This window comes from Streptomyces sp. NPDC004647, from assembly GCF_040609575.1.
In the GTDB taxonomy this organism is placed as follows: domain Bacteria; phylum Actinomycetota; class Actinomycetes; order Streptomycetales; family Streptomycetaceae; genus Streptomyces.
This window is the reverse complement of sequence record NZ_JBEXKU010000014.1, coordinates 23,836-47,410: the sequence shown is the minus strand read 5'-3', so window position 1 is coordinate 47,410 and position 23,575 is coordinate 23,836. Positions and strand designations below refer to the sequence as shown.

Sequence of the window (23,575 nt, the reverse complement as noted above, 5' to 3'; positions counted from 1 at the left end):
TGAGGTGCGTGGTGCCGCGGCACGCCGTCGAATAGCTCTGGGGGCAGCGTTCGTCGTGGCCTTCGGCATGGCCGGGCTGGCCAGTCCCGCTTCGGCCGACGCAGCCGAAGCGCGGTGCAACGGCCGCAAGATGAAGACGCTGAACTTCGCCGCCGGCCGGGTCCACGTCTACAAGAGCAACGCCGTCATGTGCGCCGTCACCGTCGCCAAGAACCCTGGCGCGAAGCGGGAGATGAGCGTCAGCATCCAGGCGCGCGGCAGCCGCCCCCGCTCGGACAGCGGCCGGTACACGCGCCACGCGGGCCCGGTCCGGGTCACGGTGGGACACCGGTGCGTCTTCATCCGGGGCTCGGTGGGGAAGAGTTCCGTCAGTTCCGGCTGGACTCTTTGCTGACTCCGCCCTTATCGAACACATTCGCTCTTGAGGTCTGGCGGCGGCGGGAGTTGCGCCGGTAGGTTCGCGGCGACCTTTGCGAACCCAGGGGAGGGCGCATGCGCAAGTCGCTCAGATGGCTGCTGTCGCTGGTGCTGCTCATAGGCACACTCGGCATCAGTGGCGCGTCGGCAGGTGCGGCCACAGCCGCGAAGCCGGAGAGCACCGACATCAAGGACCGGATCCTCGCGATAGCCGGTATGAGCTTCATCGAGGAGAAGCCGGACGGATACCGGTACTTCGTCCTCAACTACACCCAGCCGGTCGACCACCGGCACCCGTCCAAGGGCACCTTCAAGCAGCGGATCACCCTGCTGCACAAGGCGACCGACCGCCCGACCGTGTTCTACACCTCCGGGTACAGCGTCTCGACGAACCCCACCCGCAGCGAGCCGACCAAGATCGTGGACGGCAACCAGGTCTCGATGGAGTACCGCTTCTTCACCCCGTCCCGCCCGGAGCCGGCCGACTGGTCCAAGCTCGACATCTGGCAGGCCGCCAGCGACCAGCACCGCGTCTTCAAGGCCCTGAAGAAGGTCTACGGGAAGAACTGGCTGGCGACCGGTGGCAGCAAGGGCGGGATGACCGCGACCTACTTCCGCCGCTTCTACCCGCACGACATGGACGGCACTGTCGCGTACGTCGCCCCGAACGACGTCGACAACCGCGAGGACTCGGCGTACGACCGTTTCTTCTCCAAGGTGTCCACCCAGGAGTGCCGTACGGCCCTCGACGCGGTCCAGCGTGAGGCGCTCGTACGCCGCGGTGAGATGACCGACCGCTACCGCAAGTGGGCCGACGAGAACCACACCACCTTCAAGACGGTCGGCAGCCTCGACAAGGCCTACGAGAGCGTGGTCCTCGATCTGGTGTGGGCGTTCTGGCAGTACAGCTCCGAGAAGGACTGCGCCGACGTTCCGAAGCCGACCGCCTCGACCGATGCCCTCTACGCCTTCGTCGACAAGATCTCCGGCTTCTCCTTCTACACCGACCAGGGGCTGGAGCCGTACACGCCGTACTACTACCAGGCCGGCACCGAACTGGGCGCCCCGACCGTCGAGTACCCGCACCTCAAGGGCCTGCTGCGGTACCCCGGATACTTCACTCCGCGGGCGTACGTGCCGCGCGACATCCCGATGAAGTGGAAGAACGGCGCCATGCGCGACGTCGACCGCTGGGTCCGCCACCGCAGCGAGCAGATGCTTTTCGTCTACGGTCAGAACGACCCGTGGGGCGCCGAGCCGTTCCGGCTCGGCAAGGGCTCCGACGACTCCTATGTCTTCACCGCGCCGGGTGCCAACCACGGAGCGAAAATCGACGGTCTGACGGCCGACCAGAAGGCCAAGGCCACCGCCGAGGTACTGGAGTGGGCGGGCGTCGCACCGGCCGCCGTGGAGCGGGGCGGGGCCGCGCCCAAGCCGCTGGCGAAGTCGGACGCGAAGCTCGACCGGCAGTCCAACGTGCGGGACCTGCGCCCGTAGCGGGACTTGTGCCGGTGGCGGGGACTGCGCCGTGGCGGAACCTGCGCCGTAGCGGAACCTGCGGCTGAGGCGGCCCGGTGACCCGACCATGGGCCCGCCGCACGCAAGACAGGCCGGCCGGCCCACCGACATCCTCGTCGGTGGGCCGGCCGGACGCCTTTCGGGCCGGGTCCGCCTCCGACACCGTTCGGGTCCGCCTCCGGCACCGTTCGGGTCCGCCTCCGGCACTGTCGGGGCCCGTGTCCGGCACCGTTCGGGCCCGCTTCCGGTGCTACACGCGCCGGGCACACCCGACAGGTGTCCCGCCGCCCAGCTGTACGTACAGCGCCGTCGCCGGCGGGCACTGCGCACGTGTCCGCACCGCCGCCGTCACCCTGAACCGCGGCTCCTCCCGCCCGGACCCGTCGCACGCGGTCTCCCTCACCCGGCCGCGCCGGGAGCCCGCGCTCTCGTCGAGTGACGCGACGCAGTCCCCGACGACCGTGCGCGGACCGCCTCCTCCGCCCGGGTCGCCCGGGTGCGGCTCCTCGAGGTTGCGCATGCAGGCGTAGCCCTGCCGTACCGCGCCGTCGCCGTCCTCGTCCACATCCGGCCGGTTCTCCGAGATGTGCAGCACGAAGTCGGTACGGGGCGGGCAGCGCGGACCGGCCGTCGGCCGTTCGCCGTGCCGGGCCAGCACTCTCGCCACCGCCTTCTCGCTCGAGCAGGACACCTCCAGGAAGTCTGTCCGGTCCCGGGCGGCCCGGGTGCCGCACTCGCCCTGCGCGAGGAAGGCCGCGCCATAGCCGGACGGACTCGGCGATCGGCTCTCCCCGGCCGGGCTCCCCGGCCCCGCGAAGCCCTGGTGCTGCTGGCACGCGGCCAGCGCCAGCAGCGCCGCGCACACCCCGACGGAACGCCAACCGCGCATGCCGAACCCCCGACCCCGTACCCCCGAAAAAACACACCCAGCGTGACCCGCGAAAGCGGGGCCACGCCAGGTGTGCGAGGCGCTTTGCGCCGGTTGGCGGTGGTGCGCGGGGGGCGCACCGTAGGGTCAGTACGACAGTCCGTAGCCGATCGGGTACAGCACCTGGGCCGGGTCGTCCGCCCGCGGTACGGGCACCGGCAGCCGACCCGCGGGATCGGCCTTGCCCGCGATGACCCGGGCGGCGGCGCGCAGTTCGACGTCCGTCCAGGAGTAGCCGGCCAGCGACGCCCGGAGGCCGGTGCCGCCGAGCCGCGCGATGTCGTACGGGTTGCGGATCGCGAGGTGCACCACGGGCACGCCGGTCGCCGCGAGTTGCGAGACCAGGGTCCGCTGCGAGGACGTGCCGGAGACGTTGTACGTCGCCACCACCACCGCGTCCCGGCCCTTCGCCGCCGCGACCGCCTCGTCGATCTTCGCCTGTGTCGGGTTGGGCTGGGTGCCGGTGGAGGTCGACAGCGCGGTGGCGGTGAAGCCCAGTGCGGTCAGAGACTTGGCCAGGACGGTGGTCGGCGGGCCGCCGGTGCCGGACGGCGCGGCCGGATCGACGCCGACGACCAGGATGTTCCGCTGTTTCTGGCGGGACAGCGGCAGCAGTCCGCGCTCATTGACCAGCAGGGTGGTGGTGCGTTCGGCGATCCGGTCGGCGGCCGCGAGATGAGGCCGGACGCCGACCGTCCGGTCCACGCCCTGGTGACTGACGTACGGATCCCGGAACAGCCCCCGGCGGGCCTTGAGTTCGAGGATCCGCAGCAGGGACACGTCGAGCCGCTTCTCCTCGATCTCGCCCTCGCGCACCGCCTTGACGACGGCGTTCCAGGCGACGGGCAGGTCCGGCGGGTTCAGCAGCTGGTCGACGCCCGCCTTCAGCGCCAGCACGGGCACCCGGTCGTCGCCGTACTTCTGCCGGACGCCCGCCATGCCGAGCGAGTCCGTGACCACCACACCGTCGTAACCGAGCTTCTCGCGCAGGATGCCGGTGAGGATCGGCCGGGAGAGCGTGGCCGGGTCGTCGGCCGGGTCGAGCGCCGGGAAGAGCAGGTGTGCCGTCATGACCGAGTCGATGCCGGCGGCGATCGCGGCCAGATACGGCGGGGCGTCCAGCCGCTCCCACTCCTCCGCGCTGTGGGTGATCAGCGGAAGGCCGTAGTGGCTGTCGGTGGCGGTGTCTCCGTGGCCGGGGAAGTGCTTGGCGGTGGCCGCGACTCCGGAGCTCTGGTAGCCCTGCACCTGGGCGGCGACGAGACGGGAGACCGCCTCGGGGTCGGCGCCGAAGGACCGTACGCCGATCACCGGGTTGGCCGGGTTCACATTGACGTCCGCGACCGGCGCGTAGTTCTGCTTGATGCCCAGCGCTGCCAGTTCGGCCCCGGCGATCCGCGCGGCCGTACGGGCGTCGGCCCGCGAGGCGTGCGCGCCCAGCGCCATCGCCCCGGGCATCAGGGTGGCAGGCGCACCGACCCGGGCCACTATTCCGTGCTCCTGGTCCGTGGAGATGAGCAGTGGCACGGGCGTGGGCTGGGCGAGTCCGGCCTTCTGGATGCCGTTGGACAGATCGGCGATCTGGTGCGGGTCGCGGGTGTTGTGCGCCCAGGAGAAGTAGATGATGCCGCCGACGTGGTACTTCGCGATGAGCTCGGCGGCGTTGGAGACGCCGATCTCCTTCTGGTTCAGGGCGACGTCGGCGGGGTCGGGGTGGGCGGCGGAGTGCCCGTAGACCCGCATGACGAACAGCTGTCCGACCTTCTCCTCCAGGCTCATCCGGGAGATGAGCCGGCGCAGTCGCGCGCGGTCGATGGGGGTCTCGGTTCCTGCGGCGTGGGCGGTGGTTCCGGTCGCGGCCAGTGAGGCTGCGGCAGTGACGGCGGTGGCTCCGGCCAGTACGGAACGTCTGGACGGTCTCGGTCCGGCGGCTTCTTCGTGGTGCACGTGCACTCCTTCCGGGAGGAGGTGCGTGGCCCTCGGGGGCGGGGTGAAGGAAACTTCCAAGAATGGCCCGAAGACACCGATAGCCGGAAAGTTATCGCCAGTCAATGGGAAGCGCCGGGCGCGGCGCCGCCACCGGCGCTGTCTTGAGGGGTGCGCGCCGGTGGCGGTGTGCTGCCGGCCGCAGGCGGTGGAGAGGGGTCATCGGCCGACGCGGCCGGCAGCGCGAGGCCGATACCGCTCTGCGGTGACTCACCGGCAGTACGGCGCTTGGACGGAAGGCGTCGCGCCCAGGTTCCTCACATTTCCCTGATTCCGGGGAAATGGTGCAAGAGGGGATTACTGGGTCTTGGGAGTCGCGTGGCGCCGGGCCGGCAGACGCATCGTCAGCAGCTTGGCGCGCGGGGCCAGGCGGCGGCCCATCGCGAAGACCGAGTCCGTACGGGACCGGTCCGCGTCGAGCACGGTGAAGAGGTTCACTCCGAGGTAGAAGGCGATCGCGGCATTGGCCAGCTCCCGGGGCGGGGTGAGCCGGGCGAGCGCGGTGCCGCCGATCACCCGCTCCAGGGTCGCCTCGACGAACGCCAGCCAGGGCTCGGCCCGCTCGGCCAACGGCTCGCGCAGTTCGGGCTTGGCCACGGCGGCGGCGACCAGCTCGGAGAAGAGTGCGATGTACCCGCCGTCGAGGTCGTCGTGGTAAATCCGGTTCGCGGCCTCGGCCAGCTCCTCGAGGGTCCGGACCTCGGCGATGGTGGCGGTGTGCCGGGCCATTCGATCGGCGGAGGAGCGATCGAGGGCGGCGAGCAGCAGCGGGTCCACTCCGCCGAAGTGATAGAAGACCAGAGCCGAGTTGACTCCGGCCTCCTTGGCGATCGTGCGGGCGCTGGCACCGCCGTAACCATGGGCCCTCAGGACAGCTGTCGCCGCCGTGACCAGCCGGTCCTTGGTATCCGTCGTCATGGAACCCCCCTCGCCGAGGATTCATCATACGGTTTGATCGAGTGGTTAATCGGCTGATGCCGATGTTGGTGGCAGGGGGTGCGCGAGTGACGCGTCGCGGTCTGACCGACTCGAGTTCGCGGCTTACAGGGGCTGGTCCGGAGAGTCCAGCACCTGCCCCTCCGAACCGACGGTCAGCCCGAAGCGCTCCGGACCCGGTTCGCCCGCCCTCCGCCACCATCGGTACGTGGCTTCGACCTCGTCCCACAGCCGGCGGGCCCCGTGCTGCCACACCGTGAACCGGTCTCTGAGCTCCCCGTCCCAGTCGACGGCTGCCCACGAGGTGGCGTCGGTGGTGGCAAGCCACAGCCGGGACTGCACGCCGTCGACCTCCGGATCGTCGTGCCAGGCGTTCCAGACGTCGACGAGCCGCAGGCCGACGGCGAACCGGAGGGAATGGCCATCGCCCGAGACCGCCCACGGTGACAGCCCAGTGGCCGACTCCTCAGGGACATGTTCGTCGCGGACGACGTCACGGAAGATGCGGAGGCCGGTGCGCTGCCCACGCATGAGCATGAACGCCGAGTGCGGAGAGAATCGGCCGGATGCGGTGCCGTTCCCGCCTACATGGAGCCGCAGCAGGCCGTAGCAGAACCACGGCGTCTCCCACGGCGTAAGGATCATCATTGGGACAACCGGTCGGAGTGGTGGCGCCCGTTCCACCAGCAGATCGCGGACGCGGTTGCCCGGGGTGTCCACGTACGTCGTGCGCGGATCATCTCGGAGCCTGTCAGCGCGTACATCCGCTGGGAGCACTACGTCACCTCGGCCAACATGGCGGCTGGCGAGCAGGTGCGTTGGCTGCCGCGTCGCCGCACGTCGGACCTCATGCTGCCGGGCAACGACTGGATCTTCGACGACGCGGTTCCCACCTCCATCACTTCTCTGGAGACGGAGACATCGTGGAGCACGAGGTGACAGACGAACCCCGGCTCGTGGGGCCGTGCGCCTCCGCGTTCGAGGCGGTGTGGAAACGCGCCACGCCGCATGAGGACTACGAAATCCACTAGCGCGACCGTCAGGCAACACAACCATGCTCCCTCCCTTCCCGTCGTCCAGCGTTGGTGCAGCGCGGCAGGCACTTGCCGCGCGGCTGAGGGAGATTCGGCTGGACGCAGGGATTACCAAGCGAGAGATCGCCGCCCAGTGCGGCTGGAGCGATGCGAAGTCCTCGCGCATTGAGAACGCACGCACGGCACCCTCTGATGCGGACATCCGCCTCTGGTGCCGTGCGTGTGAGGCAGAGGATCAAGCGCCGGATCTCGTCGCGGCAAACCGCCAGGCCGACTCCATGTACGTTCAGTGGAAGCGGCTCCAGCGCACCGGGCTGCGGCAACTCCAGGAGTCCAGCGTCCCCCTCTTCGAGCGGACCAAGCACTTCAAGGTCTACTGCTCCAACGTGGTGCCCGGCTTCCTCCAGACTCCCGGATACGCCAAGGCCCTGCTCACATCCATCGCCGTTTTCCGTGGACTTCCCGATGATGTGGCAGCGGCCGTCGACGCACGCATGAACCGCTCCCATGTCATCCGCGAAGGAGATCACCGGTTTGCGATCGTCGTCGAGGAAACGGTACTGCGCTACCGCATCGGGGATGCCGGTGTAATGGCTGGCCAGCTGGGATATCTTCTGTCCGCGATGAATCTGCCGTCTGTTTCGCTGGGTATCATCCCGGCCACGGTCGCACGTCCGATGTGGCCTCTGGAGACGTTCACGATCTTCGACGACCGCCGGGTGGACCACGAACCACTGTCAGCCTCCGTCAAGATCACCGCGCCGGGCGAAGTCTCGCTTTACTTGAAGGCGTTCGGGAAGCTGTCACACCTTGCGGTACACGGTGCCGAGGCGCGGGGGCTCATCGTAAAGGCCATCGAGGCACTGGAATGACAGGGCTGTTGAGTTCGCCATCAGGTGGCAGCCCCCGGCGGGGTGCACGCCGGGGCCGCCTTGAGGTGGTGGTGTCAGTCGACGGCCGGAAAGTCGCCTGACTTCACGCCCGCTATGAATGCTGTCCACGATTCTGCGGGGAAGGCCAGTGCGGGGCTGTGCGGGTCCTTGCTGTCCCGGACGGGGACGATGCCGGGGAAGCCGTCGGCGACCTGTACGCACTCCCCTCCCGCGTTGTTGCTGTAGCTGCTCTTGCGCTCCAGGATTAGCCCTCAGTTCCGGGATGGTTCGCAAGGCTTGCAGTCCTCCATTGCCGCTCGGATCACCGCCTCGGGGTCGTGAGGCGAGAGGTCAAGATCCCCCGAGGAGGCCGTAGTCAACGCTCTTCTGCTACCACTGTCCCTACCCGTCGGGTGGGCCCGGTTCCGGCACTTGGCGCTAATGAGAGGCGACTTCCGGGGAAGCTTCGACCGGAATGCTCCGGGACCACAGTTCCTCGGCATGTTCCAAGAATCGGGAGAACATTCCTCGGTCACCCAATCGCCGCAGATGCAGGAGTGGCGAATCATGGCCGACAAGTCTCGCCAAATGCGGCGTCACGAGTGCTTCGTCATCGAAGCTGAAGACAGACAGGGAGACGTGATTCATAGCGTCGACCGGCGCCGAGAACCGCGTTTCCAGCCCTTCCACCTCCCCCATCTTGGCGAGCTGTTCCAGGGTCATCCTGATGCGTGTGGAGACCGTGAGGGTGACATCCTCGATTTCTTCCCGCTGGCGGGTCACCGCTCCATCAGGGTCGCCGAGGAGGAAGCGGACTCGGCAGCCGCTCGCCGCCTTCCGGCGCAAGACGTCAGGAAGGGCGGGCACTTGGGTCCACAGGAAGTAGGACGTGAAGCCACCGAAGAGTAGGTCATCGGTTGCGTCGCTGATGAGATCGCCCCACACCGTAGATGGACACGCGGACCGATACGGATAGCTTTGAACAATTTCCCGGTCGCCACCGGTCTTAAGCCGGTCTCTGACCGCCTTCGGCCACAACATCTCTGCTTCCACTCCCAACGCCATCGAGGCGTCTTCCCGGTTTCTGGCGTGCGGGATCAGGTCTTCATCCGCAATCCACCGTTCTACCGTCTTGCCGGAGACCCCCAGGCGGACCGCCAGCTGTCGTGGTGACAAGCCAGCATCCCCCATAGCTGATCGTAGGGCCTTATTCAAGGTTCCCCCTGTGGACGTTTGGGCGTTCTTCGACAGTAGCGCCCAAACGACCCAACTGTCCCCGCAAGGACGCAGATACGTCCATCACGGACCGGCAGGCTCTCGCTGCAGAGAACCCCGGCGACCGCGCGACCGGCTATGGGGTATGGCCAACGCTTGCTGAGGAGCGTCGATATGGCGGAGCATATTGTCCATTGCCTCGACTGGGTGAGGACCGTTCTCACCCCGCATGGACCCGGGTGCCACTGGGTCACCCCATGGAGCCATATGCCCCGTGCCGGCCGCACGTTCATCGTGCGGGCCTGGGACCCGCCGCGCCTTCACGGCGCCCGCCGCAGGCCGCCTGAGCAGCCGATCGCTGGTGACGCCACCGTCATGGTGCGTCCCTACGTAATTGCCGACGAACTGCGGCGCCGCGACTTGGTGTCGGCCGCTATGGGCGGCGATGCCGCGGGGCCGTACTGGATCCATCGCGAGGAGGTGGCCTGACGGATGAGTGCCGCCAGGCAGCCTGTGCCCGTCCGGATGTGCGTCCGCTGCGAGCGGATGACCACTGCGCCCGTCCTCGTCCGCGAGGTGCACAGCAACAGCGGCCCCGGCTGGAACGTGTACGCCTGCCCCGACTGCGCACCGTACTTTCCGCCCGGGCCGGACCCGCTGGAAGTCATCGAGGCCGCGCGGCGCCGCCGTGCCGAGGAGGCGGACCGGCGAGTGATCAGTCGGCGAAGGCCAGGTCCCGATGACCCGAGCCCGATGACCCGAGCCCGGTAACCGGCCTGTCGTCGGGCTTCCCTCAGCCTTCCTCGTCGGCGGTTCCGGACAGCACTGCCCAGGAACAGGTGCCTGACGGGACCTGGTACACCCCGTGATCCTGGGCGAGGGCGCCAACGAGGAGGAGCCCTCGGCCGCTTTCCGCGACGTCGTTGTCACCGGGCGGGACCGGGTCCCGCCACACTCCGTTGTCGACGGTCTCGATGCGTATCTGCGTACCGGACCGGGTCAGCCGAAGGCTGACGTCCGGGGCGCCGCTGTGCAGGATCGTATTCGTGACCAGTTCCGAGACCACGGTGCAGGCTGCGAACGTCACGCCGTGGCCGACCTGCCAACTGGCCAGTTGCGCTTCGGTGAAGGACCGGGCCCAGGACGCCGCGCGCCGTTCAGTGGGCAGCACGCACCGCGCGACGGCACTCGGGCTCTCCGGCTCATGGATGGGAGCCGGAGCGGTCGCGGCGGCGGGGGCCGGTTCACCGGCTCGCGGTGATTGGCCGGGATGCGCGGCTTCGGGGGAAGGGATGCGAGCGGTCATACGTCCGTCCTCCCGTCCGCCGCCCCCTCCTGCTCCCGTCGCTGTCGGCCGGGGGATGGAGCGGGGGGTCGGCGGGGCGGGGCGGTCAGCGGTGACAGAGCGGCGAGACGCGTGGAGATCGGGAGTCGGTCCGCGAAGGGGGAGAAATCCGTGGGAGTACATGCGGCCCTCCCTTAAGGGTTTGGTCAGACCATAGATTGAGTAGTTCACGACGTTAGTCAGGGGGATTCGCATTGTCCAGACTCTGTGTGAAAAAATTGAGATTGGTCTGACCAATGAATAGGCGCCTGTAAAGGGATCCCAGGTGGGAGCGGCTGCGTCCGCCCTCCTCGGAGCCCCGGCCGTCAGATCACCGTTGGAGGCGGCAGAGGCGGCAGAGGCGTCGGAGGCGGCAGAGGCGGTGGATCCAGCAGGGGCGCCGCGCGCCTCACGCCGCGAGGAGTGGATAGCGCTCACGCAGGACGCGGACGGCCTCGATGATGGCCGGGCGGCGGGCCGCTCCCGGCCGCCACAGCGCATACAGCCGCCGGAGCGGCGTCGGTTCGAGGGGGAGGGCGACCGCCCCGTCCGGCAGCGCGCCGCGGCCCAGCCGCGGTACGAGCGCGACACCGAGACCGGCCGCCACCAGCGCCAGCTGGGTCGAGTACTCGGCCACCTGATAGGCGAGATCCGGCTCGTGCCCGGAGGAGCGCAGGGTCCGTACGAGCCAGTCGTGACAGACCGAACCGGAGGGCTGGCAGATCCACCGCTGCCCCGCCAGATCCGTACGGCGCAGGCTGCCGCGCTCCGCCAGCGGATGGCCGGCGGGAACGACCACGTCCGACGGGTCGTCCCCGATCATCGTCCGCTCGACCCCCTCGGGGGCGGGCAGCGGCGAGATATCCCAGTCGTGCGTCACCGCCAGATCCACGACGCCCTGGGACACCAGGCTCGGCGAGAGATGAGGGTCCACCTCGGTGAGCCGGGTGTCCAACGACGGGTGGCGCTGGGCGAGTTCCGCCAGGACGCCCGGCATCAGACCGCGTGCCGCCGAGGCGAACACCGCCACGAGCAGCCGGCCCGTGGGCTGCCCGCGGTGCTCCTCGAGCGTGGTCTCCGCCCGCTCGACGATGGCCAGTAGCTGCTCGGCGGTGGCGGCCAACTGCTGGGCCGCGTCAGTCAGTACGATCCCGCGGCCCTGCCGTTCCAGCAGCGGCGTACGGGTTTCCCGTTCGAGCTTCGCGATTTGCTGTGACACCGCGGACGGGGTGTAGCCGAGCGCCAGCGCGGCGGCGCCCACCGAGCCGTGCACGGACACCGCGTGCAGGGCCCGCAGCCGGGACAGATCCAGCATCGTTCCCGCTGCCTCTCTCTGCGTCTCCCCTGAACTCTTCAGCGTTGCTGCATCCAACCATGAAGAGATCGGTGCTGGTGCTTCACGGTCGTGGCCCGGGATCCTCGACCCATGCGACCTGCACACATCGCCCTGGCCGTCCTCGTCGCCGCTGTCTGGGGCGTCAACTTCGTCGTCATCGAGATCGGACTCGACCACTTCCCGCCGCTGCTCTTCAGCGCGCTGCGCTTCCTGGCGGCCGCGCTGCCCGCGGTCTTCTTCGTCCGCCGTCCGCCGATCGCCTGGCGGTGGATCCTCGCGGTGGGCCTGGTCCTCGGCGTCGCCAAGTTCGGACTGCTGTTCACCGGTATGCACCTGGGCGTGCAGGCCGGGCTGGCCTCTCTCGTGCTGCAGATCCAGGCGGTGTTCACCACGGTCGTCGCCGCGCTGGTACTGGGCGAACGCCCGGGCCACGCGCGCGTGGCGGGCATGGGCGTCGCGCTCGCGGGCATCGCGGTGGCCGCCGTCGACGAGGGCGCCTCCGGCCCGCTGCTCGGCTTCGTCCTGTGCGTCGCGGCCGCCGCCTTCTGGGGGGCGTCGAACGTCATCACCAGAATCGCCGCCCCGCCCGACGCCCTGGCCTTCATGGTCTGGGTCAGCCTCGTCCCGGTGCTTCCGCTGCTCGCCCTCTCCCTGCTCCTGGAGGGCCCGGACGCCGATCTCGAGGCGCTGCGTTCGATCGATTGGAGCGCCGCCGGGACGATCGTCTACGTCGCCTGGGCCACCACCGTCTTCGGCTTCGGCGCCTGGGGCTTCCTGCTCCGCACCTACCCCGCCTCGTCCGTCGCGCCCTTCTCGCTGCTCGTGCCGGTGTTCGGGATGTCATCCGCTGCGCTGCTGCTCGGGGAGGGGATGAGCCTCCTGCGGTGGTGCGCCGCGGGCCTGTTGGTCGGCGGAGTCGCCGTCACCTCGCTCGGCGGGAGGGGGCGGCGGCCCGGGATCAGGCGGACTGTGCGAGCAGCCAGGACAGATGGTCGCGGGCCGGTTCCAGCAGCCCGTCGAGCTCCGGGACTTGCGGGTACCAGCGCTTCTCGTACTCCCAGCACAGCCAGCCGTCCCAGCCCGCCCGGCTGAGGAGTTCGATGCTCTCGGCCAGCGGCAGGATGCCCGCGCCGAGGGGCAGCGGGGTGGTGTCGTCGGCGGAGGCGATGTCCTTCACCTGGACGTAGCCCAGGTGCGGGGCGAGCACGGCGTATGTGGCGGCGGGCTCCTCTCCGCCCAGCCAGGGGTGCATCACATCCCAGACCGCACCTACGCTCCGGTGACCGACGGGGCCCAGCACGCGGGCCGCGTCCACCCCGCGGCGGTGCGAGTCATGGGTCTCGAGGAGCAGCCGTACGCCCAGGTCGGAGGCGTGCGGGGCGGCGGCTGCGAGGCGGCGGGCGGCGATCGCGTCCGCATCGTCGGCGGGCTGGTCGCCGCCCCCGGCGAAGACCCGTACGTACGGGGCACCCAGGTCGCGGGCGAGGGCGAGCAGCGCGTGCAGCTCGTCGATCACCGGCTCGTCGTCGCCGGGCTCGGCGACCTTCACGTAGCCCGCGACGGCGAGGATCTCCACCCCGGCGGACTTGAACTGCTCGACCACGTCCACGCGTTCGTCGAGCCCGATGCCCGGGTGCACGGGCTCCTCGGGGTGCGCCCGCAGTTCCACGCCGTGATAGCCGCGGTCGGATGCCAGCCGTACCACGTCGGTGACGGGCATGCCGGGCACTCCGAGGGTCGAGAAGGCGAGTTTCACGGCTACTCCAAGGCGGGCGGGGTGGGCGGGCAGGGCGGTGGCGGCGATTCCGCGGGACGGGTGGGGCTTGTGGGACGTGGGCTTGTGGGACGGGTGGGCGTGGCTTGCGGGCTGCCTGTGGCTGGTCGGGATGCTCCGGGGGGGCGGACCCTGGCAGCGACGGACTGTACGGGTCAACCCTGCCGGGCCACGGTACGCAGCGCATCCGGACTGGGAGCCTGCCCCGCAGAGGCCGGTTCACCGGCCTGGTTGCCTACAGGTTTCGGCGCCCGCCCGTATGGGTTCTACAACGGCCCGCGTGTCCGGTCCCTGCGGTGTGCGACTCCTACGTGTCACGCTGCTGCCGGGGCCGGGCTCCCGGGGGTTCATACGGGGTCGGGTCCTGGCCCTGCCCTGGTCCTGTCCTGTCCTGTCCTGTCCTGTCCTGCAGAGTCAGGCAGGCCTACAGAATCAGGCGCCAGTCCTGGCCCACAAGATCGGCGCCGTAGCTGTGATGCGGTTTTTCGGCGACGAGCACGAAGCCCGCCCGGGTGTAGATCTTGCGTGCCATGGTGAGGACATCGTTGGTCCACAGCACGAGCTCCCGGTAACCGGCCTCGCGGGCGAAGCGGACGCATGCGTCGACAAGCCGGTCCCCGAGGCCGTGCCCGCGCGCGGAGGGGTCGACGAGCAGCAGCCTGAGCCGGGCTGTGGCCGGCGCCGTGTCCCGTACGCACATCACGCAGCCGGCAGGCCTGCCGTCCAGCTCGGCGATCCACACCCGTTCCAGCAGGGGGTCGTGGTCCTCCGCGAAGTCCGCGACGATACGGGCCACCAGGGCCTCGAAGCGGGTGTCCCAGCCGTACTCGGCGGCGTACAGCGCGCCGTGCCGCTGCACGATCCAGCCGAGGTCACCGGGCTCGGGCTCGCGCAGTACGGGAGGCGCCGGCCGGGCGGGCTCTGCGGTCGTCATACCGGCTGCCCGCCGCTCAGCGGGGCGGCGCCCGCCGACGCGTCCCGCGCGCCGTCTGCCGTCGGGGCATGCATACGGCCTCCTGTAGCCGTCACCGGAACCCGTGTGCCGGGGGCGATCGAGGTGGCTCCACCGTAGCGCGGGGGTAAGCCCGGAGCGGGAGGGCCGCAGGGGAGGAACGTGGTCGCTCTCCGCCGCCGGGCGGGCCGGTGGCACGGACGAGAGGAACCCGCGTGACACGCGAGACGGTGCGGATCGCCATGAACGGCGTCACCGGCCGCATGGGCTACCGCCAGCACCTCGTACGCTCCGTCCTGGCCATCCGGGAGCAGGGCGGCGTCGACCTGGGCGAGGGCACCGTGCTGTGGCCCGAACCGGTGCTCGTCGGCCGCCGGGAGCACGCCCTTCGGGAGCTGGCCGACCGGCACGGTCTGGAGCACTGGTCCACCGACCTCGACGCCGTCCTCGACGACCCGTCGGTCGACATCTACTTCGACGCGCAGGTCACCTCCGCCCGCGAGGAGGCGCTCCGGAAGGCCATCGCGGCGGGCAAGCACATCTACTGCGAGAAGCCGACGGCCACCGGCCTGGAGGGCGCGCTGGAGCTCGCCCGGCTCGCCCGCGCCGCCGGGATCAAGCACGGCGTCGTCCAGGACAAGCTCTTCCTCCCGGGCCTGCTCAAACTCAAACGGCTGATCGACGGCGGCTTCTTCGGACAAATCCTGTCCGTGCGCGGGGAGTTCGGCTACTGGGTCTTCGAGGGGGACTGGCAGAAGGCGCAGCGCCCGTCGTGGAACTACCGGGCCGAGGACGGCGGCGGCATCGTGGCGGACATGTTCCCGCACTGGGAGTACCTCCTGCACGAATTGTTCGGCGCCGTACGGACCGTGCAGGCACAGGTCGTCACCCATGTCCCGACGCGGTGGGACGAGGGCGGCAGGCCGTACGACGCGACGGCCGACGACGCGGCGTACGGGATCTTCCAGTTGGAGGGCGGGGCGGTCGCTCAGATCAACTCCTCCTGGGCGGTGCGGGTGAACCGCGACGAGCTGGTCGAGTTCCAAGTGGACGGCACGGAGGGCTCGGCCGTCGCCGGGCTCCGCGGCTGCCGGGCGCAGCACCGCTCCGCGACGCCCAGGCCGGTCTGGAATCCGGACCTCCCGGTCACCGACCGGTTCCGTGAGCAATGGCAGGAGGTCCCGGACAACGCTGTATTCGGCAACGGCTTCACGGCGCAGTGGGAGCTCTTCCTGCGTCATGTGGCGCTCGATGAGCCGTGGAGCTGGGACCTGCTCGCCGGTGCCCGCGGGGTGCAGCTCGCGGAGCTGGGTCTCAGGTCCTCGGCGGAGGGCCGCCGGCTGACCGTCCCGGAGCTGGCGCTGTGACGGGCACTCGCGCGTGCACGTGGGCTCTCGTCACGCGTGCGCACCGCCTGTCTTCACGCGTGCGTGCCCGTGGCCCGTCCTCACGCGCGCGTGCCGGCCGCCTGTGGCCGGACCGCTGATCAGCCGCTGTCCCAGGGAGCGAAGGAGGATGCGCTGTGATCCGACTGCCGGACGCCCGAGGCCTGTTGCGGGTCTACGAACCGCGCCGTGAGCCCGCGCCGTCCACCACCCGGTCACCCGCGGAGAGCGCGACACTCGCGTGCCGCACGGTGTTCTCGGCCGCCCACGTCGTCGCCGACCCCTTCGCCGACACCATGCCCGACGGCCCCGCCGCCGTCGACTGGGAAGCCACTCTCGCCTTCCGCCGCCACCTCTGGTCGTACGGGCTCGGCGTCGCCGAGGCGGTGGACACCGCGCAGCGCGGTATGGGCCTGGACTGGGCCGGGGCCGCCGAGCTGATCCGGCGCTCGTCGGCCGAGGCGAAGACGGTGGGGGGCCGTATCGCCTGCGGCGCGGGAACCGACCAGCTGACCCGCCCCGACCCCCCGCTCGCCGACGTACGCCGGGCCTACGAGGAGCAGCTCGCGCTCGTCGAGGAGAGCGGCGCCCAGACGATCCTGATGGCCTCCCGCGCGCTCGCCGCCACCGCCCGCGGCCCGGAGGACTACCTCGAGGTCTACGGTCATCTGCTCCGGCAGGCCACTGCGCCCGTCATCCTGCACTGGCTCGGCCCGATGTTCGACCCGGCGCTGACCGGCTACTGGGGCAGCGACGACCTCGACACCGCAACGGACACCTTCCTGGAGGTCGTCGCGGCGCACCCGGACAAGGTGGACGGCGTCAAGGTCTCGCTGCTCGACGCGGAGCGCGAGACCGCCCTCCGCCGCCGGCTGCCGAGCGGCGTGCGCTGCTACACCGGCGACGACTTCAACTACCCCGGGCTGATCGAGGGCGACGAGTACGGCTTCAGCCACGCCCTGCTCGGAATCTTCGACCCACTGGGCCCGCGCGCCGCCGAGGCGGTAAGGGTCCTCGGCACCGGCGACTCCAAGGGCTTCCGCGAGCTCCTCGACCCGACCGTCGAGCTGTCCCGGCACCTTTTCCGGGCCCCGACGCGCTTCTACAAGACGGGCGTGGTGCTCCTCGCCTGGCTGGCCGGCCACCAGGAGCACTTCACGATGGTCGGCGGCCTGCAGTCGGCGCGCTCCCTGCCGCACCTCGCGCGGGCCTACGAACTGGCGGACGGGCTCGGCCTGTTCCCCGACCCGGCGCTCGCCGAGGCCCGTATGAAGTCCCTGCTCACGGTGTACGGAGGAGTGGACGCGTGAGCGGCCTCGCCAGGTTCAGCCTCAACCAGGAGACCATCAAGCAGTGGTCGCTCCCCGAGCTCGCCAGGGGCTGCGAGGGAGCGGGCGTGCCCGGGGTGGGCCTGTGGCGCACCCCGGTCCAGGAGTACGGCGTCGAGCGTGCGGCCCGGCTCGTACGGGACGCGGGTCTGGCGGTCACCAGCCTGTGCCGCGGCGGCTTCCTCACGGCGATCGACCCGGCCACGCGCGCGGTGGCGCTGGACGACAACCGGGCGGCGGTGGACGAGGCCGCGACGCTCGGCACGGACACCCTGGTCCTGGTCTCCGGAGGCCTCCCGGACGGCAGCCGCGACCTGCCGGGAGCGCGGGAGCGGATCGCCGACGCGCTGGGGGAGTTGGCGCCGTACGCCGCCGAGCGGGGCGTCCGCCTGGCGATCGAGCCGCTGCACCCGATGTACGCCTCGGACCGCTGCGTCGTCTCGACCCTCGCGCAGGCACTCGACCTGGCCGAGCGCTTCCCGCCCGACCGGGTGGGCGTGGTCGTCGACACCTACCACGTGTGGTGGGACGACACCGTGGCCGCGCAGATCGAACGCGCGGGACGGGGCGGCCGGATCGCGGCCTTCCAGCTCGCGGACTGGATCACGCCCCTACCGGAGGGCGTGCTGCTGGGGCGCGGCCGGCTGGGGGACGGCTGTGTGGATCTGCGCTGGTTCCGGGAGCGGGTCGACGCGGCGGGCTACGACGGCCCCGTCGAGGTCGAGATCTTCAACCCGGGGCTGTGGGCACGCGACGGCGCCGAGGTGCTGGCCGAGGTCACCGGCCGCTACTGCCTGCACGTCCTGTAGACCGGCCGCTGGACCGGCCGCGCTCCTCCCGGTGGCGCTCGGCGAGCACCGACAGGACGACGGGGAGCAGGAGTTCGAGAGCTCGGGAGACATCGGCGAACGGCAGTCCGGTCCGCGACGACACGGCCTTGGCGGTGGGAGCGGTGAGCCTGTCGAGGACGCCCGCCAGCGTGCCGTCGCCGATGGGGCCGGGCAGGGCGGCGACAGTGGCCTCGACGAACGTGACGGCCCCGGCGGCGCTCGTGCCGAGCTCCCGGGCCAGCTCCTCGATGCGGTCGTCGCCGAGCTCGTCCAGCACATCCTTTTGCAGCGATTCATCGCTCATGCGGCAAACGCTACGACTCGCCCGGCTTATCGGCACGTCGGGTAAAGCACGAATAACTGCGAGGAACCGTGCAACCCTTCCGCCGGATCGAGGGTCGTACAGGGCATCAGGCTTCCCCACGGGGGACCCGGGGGGATCCGGGGAGGCCTGCCGAGGGGGGACCCGCGAGGGGGCCCGGTCCACGGACCGGGCCCCCTCGATTTACGTTCAAGGAGGTCGGGGTCCTTCCCCCCACTGCGGCAGGCCGCAGCCGAACAGCAGCTTCGCCTACGGGACACGTCTCACCCGTACGGACCACCACCGAAGGTGCCTGCCCGTCCCTTGATCAGGGTTCCGGCGCCCCATCAGGGGTTCCGGCGCCCCATCAGGGGTTCCGGCACCCCCTCAGGTTCCGGCACCTCAAACCTCTCCCCAGGGCTCCGGCAGCTCCTCCGCAGCCGGGAACGACGCCTGCGCCCCCGGCCGGGTGACCGCCGCCGCCCCGACCCGCACGGCGAACCGTACGGCCGTCTCCAGATCGTCCCCGGCGCCGAGCCGCCAGCCGAGGGCCCCGGTGAACGCGTCGCCCGCGCCCGTGGTGTCCACCGCCCTCACGGGAGGGCTCGGCACCCGTACGGACGACCCGTCCGCGGTGGCGACGAGCGCACCCTCCGCACCGAGGGTCACCACCACCGAGCGCGGGCCGCGGGCAAGCAGCGCCGCGGCCCACGCCTCGGGAGTCGAACTCCCGGCCGCCGCCGGATCGTCGCTCAGCAGGAACCGCGCCTCGTGCTCGTTGACCACCAGCGGGTCGCACAGGGCCGGCACACCGTCGGGGAGCGGAGCGGGCGGCGAGGGGTTGAGCACCACCCGGGCGCCCGCCTCCGCGGAAGTACGGACCGCCGCCGCCACTGTGTCCGGCGGGATCTCCAACTGGAGGGAGACCACCCGGGCCGCGGCGAACAGCGCGCCGGCGTCCCGTACATCGTCGGGGGTGAGACGGGCGTTGGCGCCGGGGGAGACGACGATGCTGTTGTCGCCGGACGGGTCCACGGTGATGAGCGCGACTCCGGTGGGCGCGCCGCCGACCAGCACGCCGGCGGTGTCGACCCCCGCCGCGCGCTGCGCGTCCAGCAGCAGCCGTCCATGGGCGTCGTCGCCGACCCGGGCGAGCAGCGCGGTCCGGGCACCGAGCCGGGCGGCGGCGACCGACTGGTTGCCGCCCTTGCCGCCCGGGTGGACGGCGAGATCCGAGCCGAGAACGGTCTCGCCGGCCGCCGGGCGGCGGTCCACACCGATCACCAGGTCGGCGTTGGCCGATCCCACGACCAGCAGGTCGTAGCCGTGCATCCGGGTTCCTTCCAGGTGGCGGCACTCGCAGAGGCACCATGTTGTACGGAGACGGCAGCGCCCATTTCCACCGGGACCGAAAAACAGTGCGCCGGGGGAGTCGTCCACGTCCACAGGGCCGGACGGGGTGTCGGTGCGCGGCGGTACCGTCACTCCATGGTGCAACCGGCGGTGGTCGAAGGTGTTCTGGAGCGGATCACCTACGCCAATGAGGAGAACGGGTACACCGTCGCACGGGTCGACACGGGCCGGGGCGGCGGAGACCTGCTGACGGTCGTCGGCTCGCTGCTGGGCGCGCAGCCCGGCGAGTCCCTGCGCATGGAGGGCATCTGGGGCTCGCACCCGCAGTACGGCCGCCAGTTCACGGTGGAGAACTACACGACCGTGCTGCCCGCCACGGTCCAGGGCATCCGCCGCTATCTCGGCTCCGGGCTGATCAAAGGGATCGGGCCGCGGATCGCCGAGCGGATCGTCGAGCACTTCGGCATCGACACCCTGGACGTCATCGAGCAGGAGCCGAAGCGGCTCATCGAGGTCCCGGGCCTCGGCCCCAAGCGCACCAAGCTGATCGGCGCGGCCTGGGAGGAGCAGAAGGCCATCAAGGAAGTGATGGTCTTCCTCCAGGGCGTCGGCGTCTCCACCTCCATCGCCGTCCGCATCTACAAGAAGTACGGCGACGCCTCCATCTCCGTCGTCAGGCGCGAGCCGTACCGGCTGGCCGCCGACGTTTGGGGCATCGGCTTTCTGACCGCGGACCGGATCGCCCAGGCGGTCGGCATTCCGCACGACAGCCCCGAGCGGGTCAAGGCGGGCCTGCAGTACGCCCTCTCGCAGTCGGCCGACAGCGGCCACTGCTATCTGCCCGAGGAGCAGCTCATCGCGGACGCGGTGAAGCTCCTCCAGGTGGACACCGGACTCGTCATCGACTGCCTGGGCGAACTGGCGGGCGAGGAGGAGGGAGTGGTCCGCGAGACGGTGCCGGGCGGGGCGACGGGAGAGCCGGTCTCCGCGGTCTATCTGGTGCCCTTCCACCGCGCCGAGATCTCCCTGGCGAGCCGGCTGCTGCGGCTGTTGCGCACCGAGGAGGACCGGCTGCCCTCCTTCGGGGCCGTGGAGTGGGACAAGGCGCTGGCGTGGCTGGCGGACCGTACGGGCGCGGATCTGGCGCCCGAGCAGCAGCAGGCGGTACAGCTGGCCCTGACCGAGAAAGTCGCGGTGCTGACCGGCGGCCCGGGCTGCGGCAAGTCCTTCACGGTGCGGTCCGTGGTCGAGCTGGCGCGGGCCAAGAAGGCCAGGGTGGTCCTGGCCGCCCCGACCGGCCGTGCGGCCAAGCGGCTGTCCGAGCTGACCGGAGCCGAGGCCTCCACCGTTCACCGGCTGCTGGAACTCAAGCCCGGGGGCGACGCGGCGTACGACGCGGACCGGCCGCTGGACGCCGACCTGGTGGTGGTCGACGAGGCGTCGATGCTCGATCTGCTGCTCGCCAACAAGCTGGTGAAGGCGGTGCCGCCGGGCGCTCATCTGCTGATGGTGGGAGATGTGGACCAACTCCCCTCCGTGGGCGCCGGAGAGGTGCTGCGGGATCTGCTGGCGCCCGACAGCCCGGTGCCGGCCGTCCGGCTCACCCGGATCTTCCGGCAGGCCCGGCAGTCGGGCGTGGTGACCAACGCGCACCGCATCAACTCGGGGGCGCCGCCCATCACACAGGGGCTGCCCGACTTCTTTCTGTTCGCCGAGGACGACACCGAGGAGGCGGGGCGGCTGACGGTCGATGTGGTGGCCCGCCGCATCCCGGCGAAGTTCGGCCTCGACCCGCGCCGGGACGTACAGGTGCTCACTCCGATGCACCGTGGGCCCGCCGGGGCCGGTGCACTCAACGGGCTCCTCCAGCAGGCCGTCACCCCTGCCCGCCCCGACCTGCCGGAGCGGCGCTTCGGCGGCCGGATCTTCCGCGTCGGTGACAAGGTCACCCAGATCCGCAACAACTATGACAAGGGCGCCAATGGGGTCTTCAATGGCACCGTGGGTGTCGTGACCTCGCTGAACACCGTGGACCAGCGGCTGACCGTCCTCACGGACGAGGACGAGGAGATCCCGTACGAGTTCGACGAGCTGGACGAACTCGCGCATGCCTATGCGGTGACGATCCACCGCTCGCAGGGCAGTGAGTACCCGGCCGTGGTGATCCCTGTCACGACAGGGGCGTGGATGATGCTGCAGCGCAACTTGCTCTATACCGCGGTGACGAGGGCGAAACGCCTGGTCGTACTGGTCGGCTCGCGCAAGGCACTCGGCCAGGCGGTGCGTACGGTCTCGGCGGGACGCCGCTGTACGGCCCTGGACCACCGACTCAGCGGGGTGGTCGGAGGTGGCTCCATGGCCCGCCGCGTTTCCTAAACGGAGCGAAGGGGAGCAGGATGGGGCCGCGCGCGGCACTGCGTGCCACACATGGGCCTCGCGGCCGACCCCGAGTGCACGACAGCGTGCCAAATGGGGGAAGGTAGAGATAGTCAGGGCACCTCGAAGAAGAGGCACAACGTCGGTGAGGGATGACGTGAGCGACAACTCTGTAGTACTGCGTTACGGGGACGGCGAGTACAGCTACCCGGTGGTCGAGAGCACGGTCGGTGACCAGGGCTTCGACATCGGCAAGCTCCGGGCCGAGACCGGTCTGGTGACCCTGGACAGCGGGTACGGCAATACCGCTGCGTACAAATCCGCGGTCACCTACCTCGACGGCGAATCCGGCATCCTGCGCTACCGCGGCTACCCCATCGAGCAGCTCGCCGAGCGCAGCACCTTCGTCGAGACCGCATTCCTGCTGATCAACGGCGAGCTCCCGACCGTCGACGAGCTGGCGGCCTTCAAGAACGAGATCACCACCCACACGCTGCTGCACGAGGACGTCAAGCGGTTCTACGACGGCTTCCCGCGCGACGCGCACCCGATGGCCATGCTGTCCTCCGTGGTCAGCGCGCTGTCCACGTTCTACCAGGACAGCCACAACCCGTTCGACGAGCAGCAGCGCCACCTGTCGACGGTCCGGCTGCTCGCCAAGCTGCCGACCATTGCCGCGTACGCCTTCAAGAAGTCGGTCGGCCACCCGATCGTCTACCCGCGCAACGACCTCGGCTACGTCGAGAACTTCCTCCGGATGACCTTCTCCGTGCCGGCCGCCGAGTACGACCTGGACCCGGTCGTCGTCAGCGCCCTCGACAAGCTGCTGATCCTGCACGCCGACCACGAGCAGAACTGCTCGACCTCGACGGTGCGCCTGGTCGGCTCCTCGCAGGCGAACATGTTCGCCTCGATCTCCGCGGGCATCAGCGCCCTCTGGGGCCCGCTGCACGGCGGCGCCAACCAGTCGGTGCTCGAGATGCTCGAGGGCATCAAGAACTCCGGCGGCGACGTCGACACCTTCATCCGCAAGGTGAAGAACAAGGAAGACGGCGTGAAGCTCATGGGCTTCGGGCACCGCGTCTACAAGAACTTCGACCCCCGGGCGAAGATCATCAAGGCGGCGGCGCACGACGTCCTCTCGGCGCTCGGCAAGTCCGACGAGCTGCTGGACATCGCGCTGAAGCTCGAGGAGCACGCGCTGGCCGACGACTACTTCGTCTCCCGCAAGCTCTACCCGAACGTGGACTTCTACACCGGTCTGATCTACCGGGCGATGGGCTTCCCGACGGAGATGTTCACCGTGCTCTTCGCGCTCGGCCGGCTCCCTGGTTGGATCGCCCAGTGGCACGAGATGATCAAGGAGCCGGGTTCCCGTATCGGCCGCCCGCGCCAGATCTACACCGGCGTCGTCGAGCGCGACTTCATCCCGGTCGAGCAGCGCTGACCGGCCGTGGTCGGTAGCCGGCGGCCGGGCCCGTAGCCGGCACCGGCGGCTGACGTCGGCAGCCCACGTCCGTGACCGCGCCGGTGCAGCCCGCGTCCGCGCCGGTGCAGCCCCCGCCGGGCAGCGGACGGCCTTGGCAGCCAGGCAGCAGGCACACGGAAAGCGCCCCGCGATCGATCCCCCCACGGGTCGATCGGCGGGGCGCTTCCCTTCCCCGGTTCGGATTCCCCCCACGGGATCCGGCCGGGCGTCTGCTGGCCGCA

At 70.3% G+C, this 23,575-nt stretch carries 21 protein-coding genes and 3 pseudogenes; 12 read left to right on the top strand and 12 right to left on the bottom strand.

Annotation, left to right across the window (positions count from 1 at the left end; all coding sequences use genetic code 11):
• Positions 1-4: 4 nt before the first annotated feature.
• Both ABZW18_RS08745 and ABZW18_RS08740 read left to right on the top strand, forming a co-directional pair.
• Positions 5-394, top strand: a complete 390-nt coding sequence (locus ABZW18_RS08745; RefSeq protein ID WP_356184081.1) for a hypothetical protein — start codon at positions 5-7, stop codon at positions 392-394.
• A gap of 98 nt (positions 395-492) precedes the next feature.
• A complete protein-coding gene (locus ABZW18_RS08740; RefSeq protein WP_356184078.1) occupies positions 493-1,914 on the top strand; it encodes a S28 family serine protease in 1,422 nt (473 codons plus the stop codon).
• A 271-nt stretch (positions 1,915-2,185) separates the two neighbouring features.
• Here ABZW18_RS08740 and ABZW18_RS08735 read toward each other — a convergent pair whose 3' ends face one another.
• The 4 genes from ABZW18_RS08735 to ABZW18_RS08720 all read right to left on the bottom strand — a co-directional run bounded on the left by ABZW18_RS08735 (position 2,186) and on the right by ABZW18_RS08720 (position 6,433).
• Entirely contained in the window at positions 2,186-2,824 is a 639-nt protein-coding gene (locus tag ABZW18_RS08735) for a hypothetical protein (RefSeq protein WP_356184076.1), read from the bottom strand.
• 126 nt (positions 2,825-2,950) lie between these two features.
• Complete coding sequence (locus ABZW18_RS08730) at positions 2,951-4,810, bottom strand: glycoside hydrolase family 3 protein (protein WP_356184074.1); 1,860 nt, start codon at positions 4,808-4,810, stop codon at positions 2,951-2,953.
• 336 nt (positions 4,811-5,146) lie between these two features.
• Positions 5,147-5,767: a TetR/AcrR family transcriptional regulator gene (locus tag ABZW18_RS08725; protein WP_356184071.1), complete on the bottom strand. Its 621-nt coding sequence runs from the start codon at positions 5,765-5,767 to the stop codon at positions 5,147-5,149.
• Between the two features lie 123 nt (positions 5,768-5,890).
• Positions 5,891-6,433 carry a hypothetical protein gene (locus tag ABZW18_RS08720; RefSeq protein WP_356184223.1) on the bottom strand — a complete coding sequence of 181 codons (543 nt, stop codon included), beginning with the start codon at positions 6,431-6,433 and terminating at the stop codon, positions 5,891-5,893.
• On the opposite strand from ABZW18_RS08720, the pseudogene ABZW18_RS08715 reads away from it, so the two are divergent.
• Positions 6,434-6,816 (top strand): annotated as a pseudogene (locus ABZW18_RS08715) (DUF6879 family protein); the annotation flags it as partial.
• A gap of 23 nt (positions 6,817-6,839) precedes the next feature.
• A complete protein-coding gene (locus ABZW18_RS08710) occupies positions 6,840-7,691 on the top strand; it encodes a helix-turn-helix transcriptional regulator (protein WP_356184069.1) in 852 nt (283 codons plus the stop codon).
• A 74-nt stretch (positions 7,692-7,765) separates the two neighbouring features.
• Here the strand turns inward: ABZW18_RS08710 and ABZW18_RS08705 are convergent, their stop codons facing one another.
• Positions 7,766-7,954: a DUF397 domain-containing protein gene (locus tag ABZW18_RS08705; RefSeq protein WP_356184213.1), complete on the bottom strand. Its 189-nt coding sequence runs from the start codon at positions 7,952-7,954 to the stop codon at positions 7,766-7,768.
• A 175-nt stretch (positions 7,955-8,129) separates the two neighbouring features.
• Complete coding sequence (locus ABZW18_RS08700; protein ID WP_356184066.1) at positions 8,130-8,882, bottom strand: XRE family transcriptional regulator; 753 nt, start codon at positions 8,880-8,882, stop codon at positions 8,130-8,132.
• Positions 8,883-9,080: 198 nt separating this feature from the next.
• Between ABZW18_RS08700 and ABZW18_RS08695 the strand changes: the two genes are divergently transcribed.
• Complete coding sequence (locus tag ABZW18_RS08695) at positions 9,081-9,395, top strand: hypothetical protein (protein ID WP_356184064.1); 315 nt, start codon at positions 9,081-9,083, stop codon at positions 9,393-9,395.
• 57 nt (positions 9,396-9,452) lie between these two features.
• Entirely contained in the window at positions 9,453-9,677 is a 225-nt protein-coding gene (locus ABZW18_RS08690) for a hypothetical protein (RefSeq protein WP_356184061.1), read from the top strand.
• A gap of 22 nt (positions 9,678-9,699) precedes the next feature.
• On the opposite strand, the gene ABZW18_RS08685 is transcribed toward ABZW18_RS08690, so the two are convergent.
• Both ABZW18_RS08685 and ABZW18_RS08680 read right to left on the bottom strand, forming a co-directional pair.
• The gene (locus ABZW18_RS08685; RefSeq protein ID WP_356184060.1) at positions 9,700-10,212 is read right to left on the bottom strand and encodes an ATP-binding protein; all 513 of its coding nucleotides are present in this window, start codon (positions 10,210-10,212) and stop codon (positions 9,700-9,702) included.
• 427 nt (positions 10,213-10,639) lie between these two features.
• Entirely contained in the window at positions 10,640-11,545 is a 906-nt protein-coding gene (locus tag ABZW18_RS08680; RefSeq protein WP_356184058.1) for a LysR family transcriptional regulator, read from the bottom strand.
• A 111-nt stretch (positions 11,546-11,656) separates the two neighbouring features.
• Here ABZW18_RS08680 and ABZW18_RS08675 point away from each other — a divergent pair.
• Positions 11,657-12,499, top strand: a pseudogene (locus tag ABZW18_RS08675) (EamA family transporter); the annotation flags it as partial.
• A 25-nt stretch (positions 12,500-12,524) separates the two neighbouring features.
• Here the strand turns inward: ABZW18_RS08675 and ABZW18_RS08670 are convergent.
• Entirely contained in the window at positions 12,525-13,322 is a 798-nt protein-coding gene (locus ABZW18_RS08670; protein ID WP_356184056.1) for a sugar phosphate isomerase/epimerase family protein, read from the bottom strand.
• Positions 13,323-13,764: 442 nt separating this feature from the next.
• A pseudogene (locus ABZW18_RS08665) lies at positions 13,765-14,238 on the bottom strand (GNAT family N-acetyltransferase); the annotation flags it as partial.
• Between the two features lie 269 nt (positions 14,239-14,507).
• Here ABZW18_RS08665 and ABZW18_RS08660 point away from each other — a divergent pair.
• From ABZW18_RS08660 to ABZW18_RS08650, 3 genes are all read left to right on the top strand, one after another.
• A complete protein-coding gene (locus ABZW18_RS08660; protein ID WP_356184053.1) occupies positions 14,508-15,659 on the top strand; it encodes a Gfo/Idh/MocA family oxidoreductase in 1,152 nt (383 codons plus the stop codon).
• 155 nt (positions 15,660-15,814) lie between these two features.
• Positions 15,815-16,987, top strand: coding sequence for a dihydrodipicolinate synthase family protein (locus ABZW18_RS08655; protein WP_356184050.1), 1,173 nt, complete (start codon positions 15,815-15,817; stop codon positions 16,985-16,987).
• Positions 16,984-17,814 (top strand): sugar phosphate isomerase/epimerase family protein, encoded by an 831-nt coding sequence (locus ABZW18_RS08650; protein ID WP_356184048.1) that lies wholly within the window; start codon positions 16,984-16,986, stop codon positions 17,812-17,814. Before ABZW18_RS08655 ends, ABZW18_RS08650 begins: the two co-directional genes overlap by 4 nt.
• Here the strand turns inward: ABZW18_RS08650 and ABZW18_RS08645 are convergent.
• Both ABZW18_RS08645 and ABZW18_RS08640 read right to left on the bottom strand, forming a co-directional pair.
• On the bottom strand, positions 17,783-18,139 hold the full coding sequence (locus ABZW18_RS08645) for a hypothetical protein (protein ID WP_356184046.1): 357 nt from the start codon (positions 18,137-18,139) through the stop codon (positions 17,783-17,785). The genes ABZW18_RS08650 and ABZW18_RS08645 overlap by 32 nt on opposite strands.
• A gap of 399 nt (positions 18,140-18,538) precedes the next feature.
• Positions 18,539-19,468, bottom strand: coding sequence for a ribokinase (locus ABZW18_RS08640; RefSeq protein ID WP_356184043.1), 930 nt, complete (start codon positions 19,466-19,468; stop codon positions 18,539-18,541).
• A gap of 156 nt (positions 19,469-19,624) precedes the next feature.
• On the opposite strand from ABZW18_RS08640, the gene ABZW18_RS08635 reads away from it, so the two are divergent.
• Complete coding sequence (locus ABZW18_RS08635; RefSeq protein ID WP_356184041.1) at positions 19,625-21,865, top strand: ATP-dependent RecD-like DNA helicase; 2,241 nt, start codon at positions 19,625-19,627, stop codon at positions 21,863-21,865.
• A gap of 157 nt (positions 21,866-22,022) precedes the next feature.
• Positions 22,023-23,312: a citrate synthase gene (locus ABZW18_RS08630; RefSeq protein ID WP_356184038.1), complete on the top strand. Its 1,290-nt coding sequence runs from the start codon at positions 22,023-22,025 to the stop codon at positions 23,310-23,312.
• The last annotated feature ends 263 nt before the right edge of the window (positions 23,313-23,575 follow it).

Bases quoted from the DNA above. Each gene is read 5' to 3' on its own strand.
- ABZW18_RS08735 (WP_356184076.1), bottom strand. From the start codon at position 2,824: ATGCGCGGTTGGCGTTCCGTCGGGGTGTGCGCGGCGCTGCTGGCGCTG.
- ABZW18_RS08740 (WP_356184078.1), top strand. From the start codon at position 493: ATGCGCAAGTCGCTCAGATGGCTGCTGTCGCTGGTGCTGCTCATAGGC.
- ABZW18_RS08645 (WP_356184046.1), bottom strand. From the start codon at position 18,139: ATGAGCGATGAATCGCTGCAAAAGGATGTGCTGGACGAGCTCGGCGAC.
- ABZW18_RS08710 (WP_356184069.1), top strand. From the start codon at position 6,840: ATGCTCCCTCCCTTCCCGTCGTCCAGCGTTGGTGCAGCGCGGCAGGCA.
- ABZW18_RS08695 (WP_356184064.1), top strand. From the start codon at position 9,081: ATGGCGGAGCATATTGTCCATTGCCTCGACTGGGTGAGGACCGTTCTC.
- ABZW18_RS08680 (WP_356184058.1), bottom strand. From the start codon at position 11,545: ATGCTGGATCTGTCCCGGCTGCGGGCCCTGCACGCGGTGTCCGTGCAC.
- ABZW18_RS08700 (WP_356184066.1), bottom strand. From the start codon at position 8,882: ATGGGGGATGCTGGCTTGTCACCACGACAGCTGGCGGTCCGCCTGGGG.
- ABZW18_RS08720 (WP_356184223.1), bottom strand. From the start codon at position 6,433: ATGATGATCCTTACGCCGTGGGAGACGCCGTGGTTCTGCTACGGCCTG.
- ABZW18_RS08640 (WP_356184043.1), bottom strand. From the start codon at position 19,468: ATGCACGGCTACGACCTGCTGGTCGTGGGATCGGCCAACGCCGACCTG.
- ABZW18_RS08690 (WP_356184061.1), top strand. From the start codon at position 9,453: ATGACCACTGCGCCCGTCCTCGTCCGCGAGGTGCACAGCAACAGCGGC.
- ABZW18_RS08725 (WP_356184071.1), bottom strand. From the start codon at position 5,767: ATGACGACGGATACCAAGGACCGGCTGGTCACGGCGGCGACAGCTGTC.
- ABZW18_RS08635 (WP_356184041.1), top strand. From the start codon at position 19,625: ATGGTGCAACCGGCGGTGGTCGAAGGTGTTCTGGAGCGGATCACCTAC.
- ABZW18_RS08685 (WP_356184060.1), bottom strand. From the start codon at position 10,212: ATGACCGCTCGCATCCCTTCCCCCGAAGCCGCGCATCCCGGCCAATCA.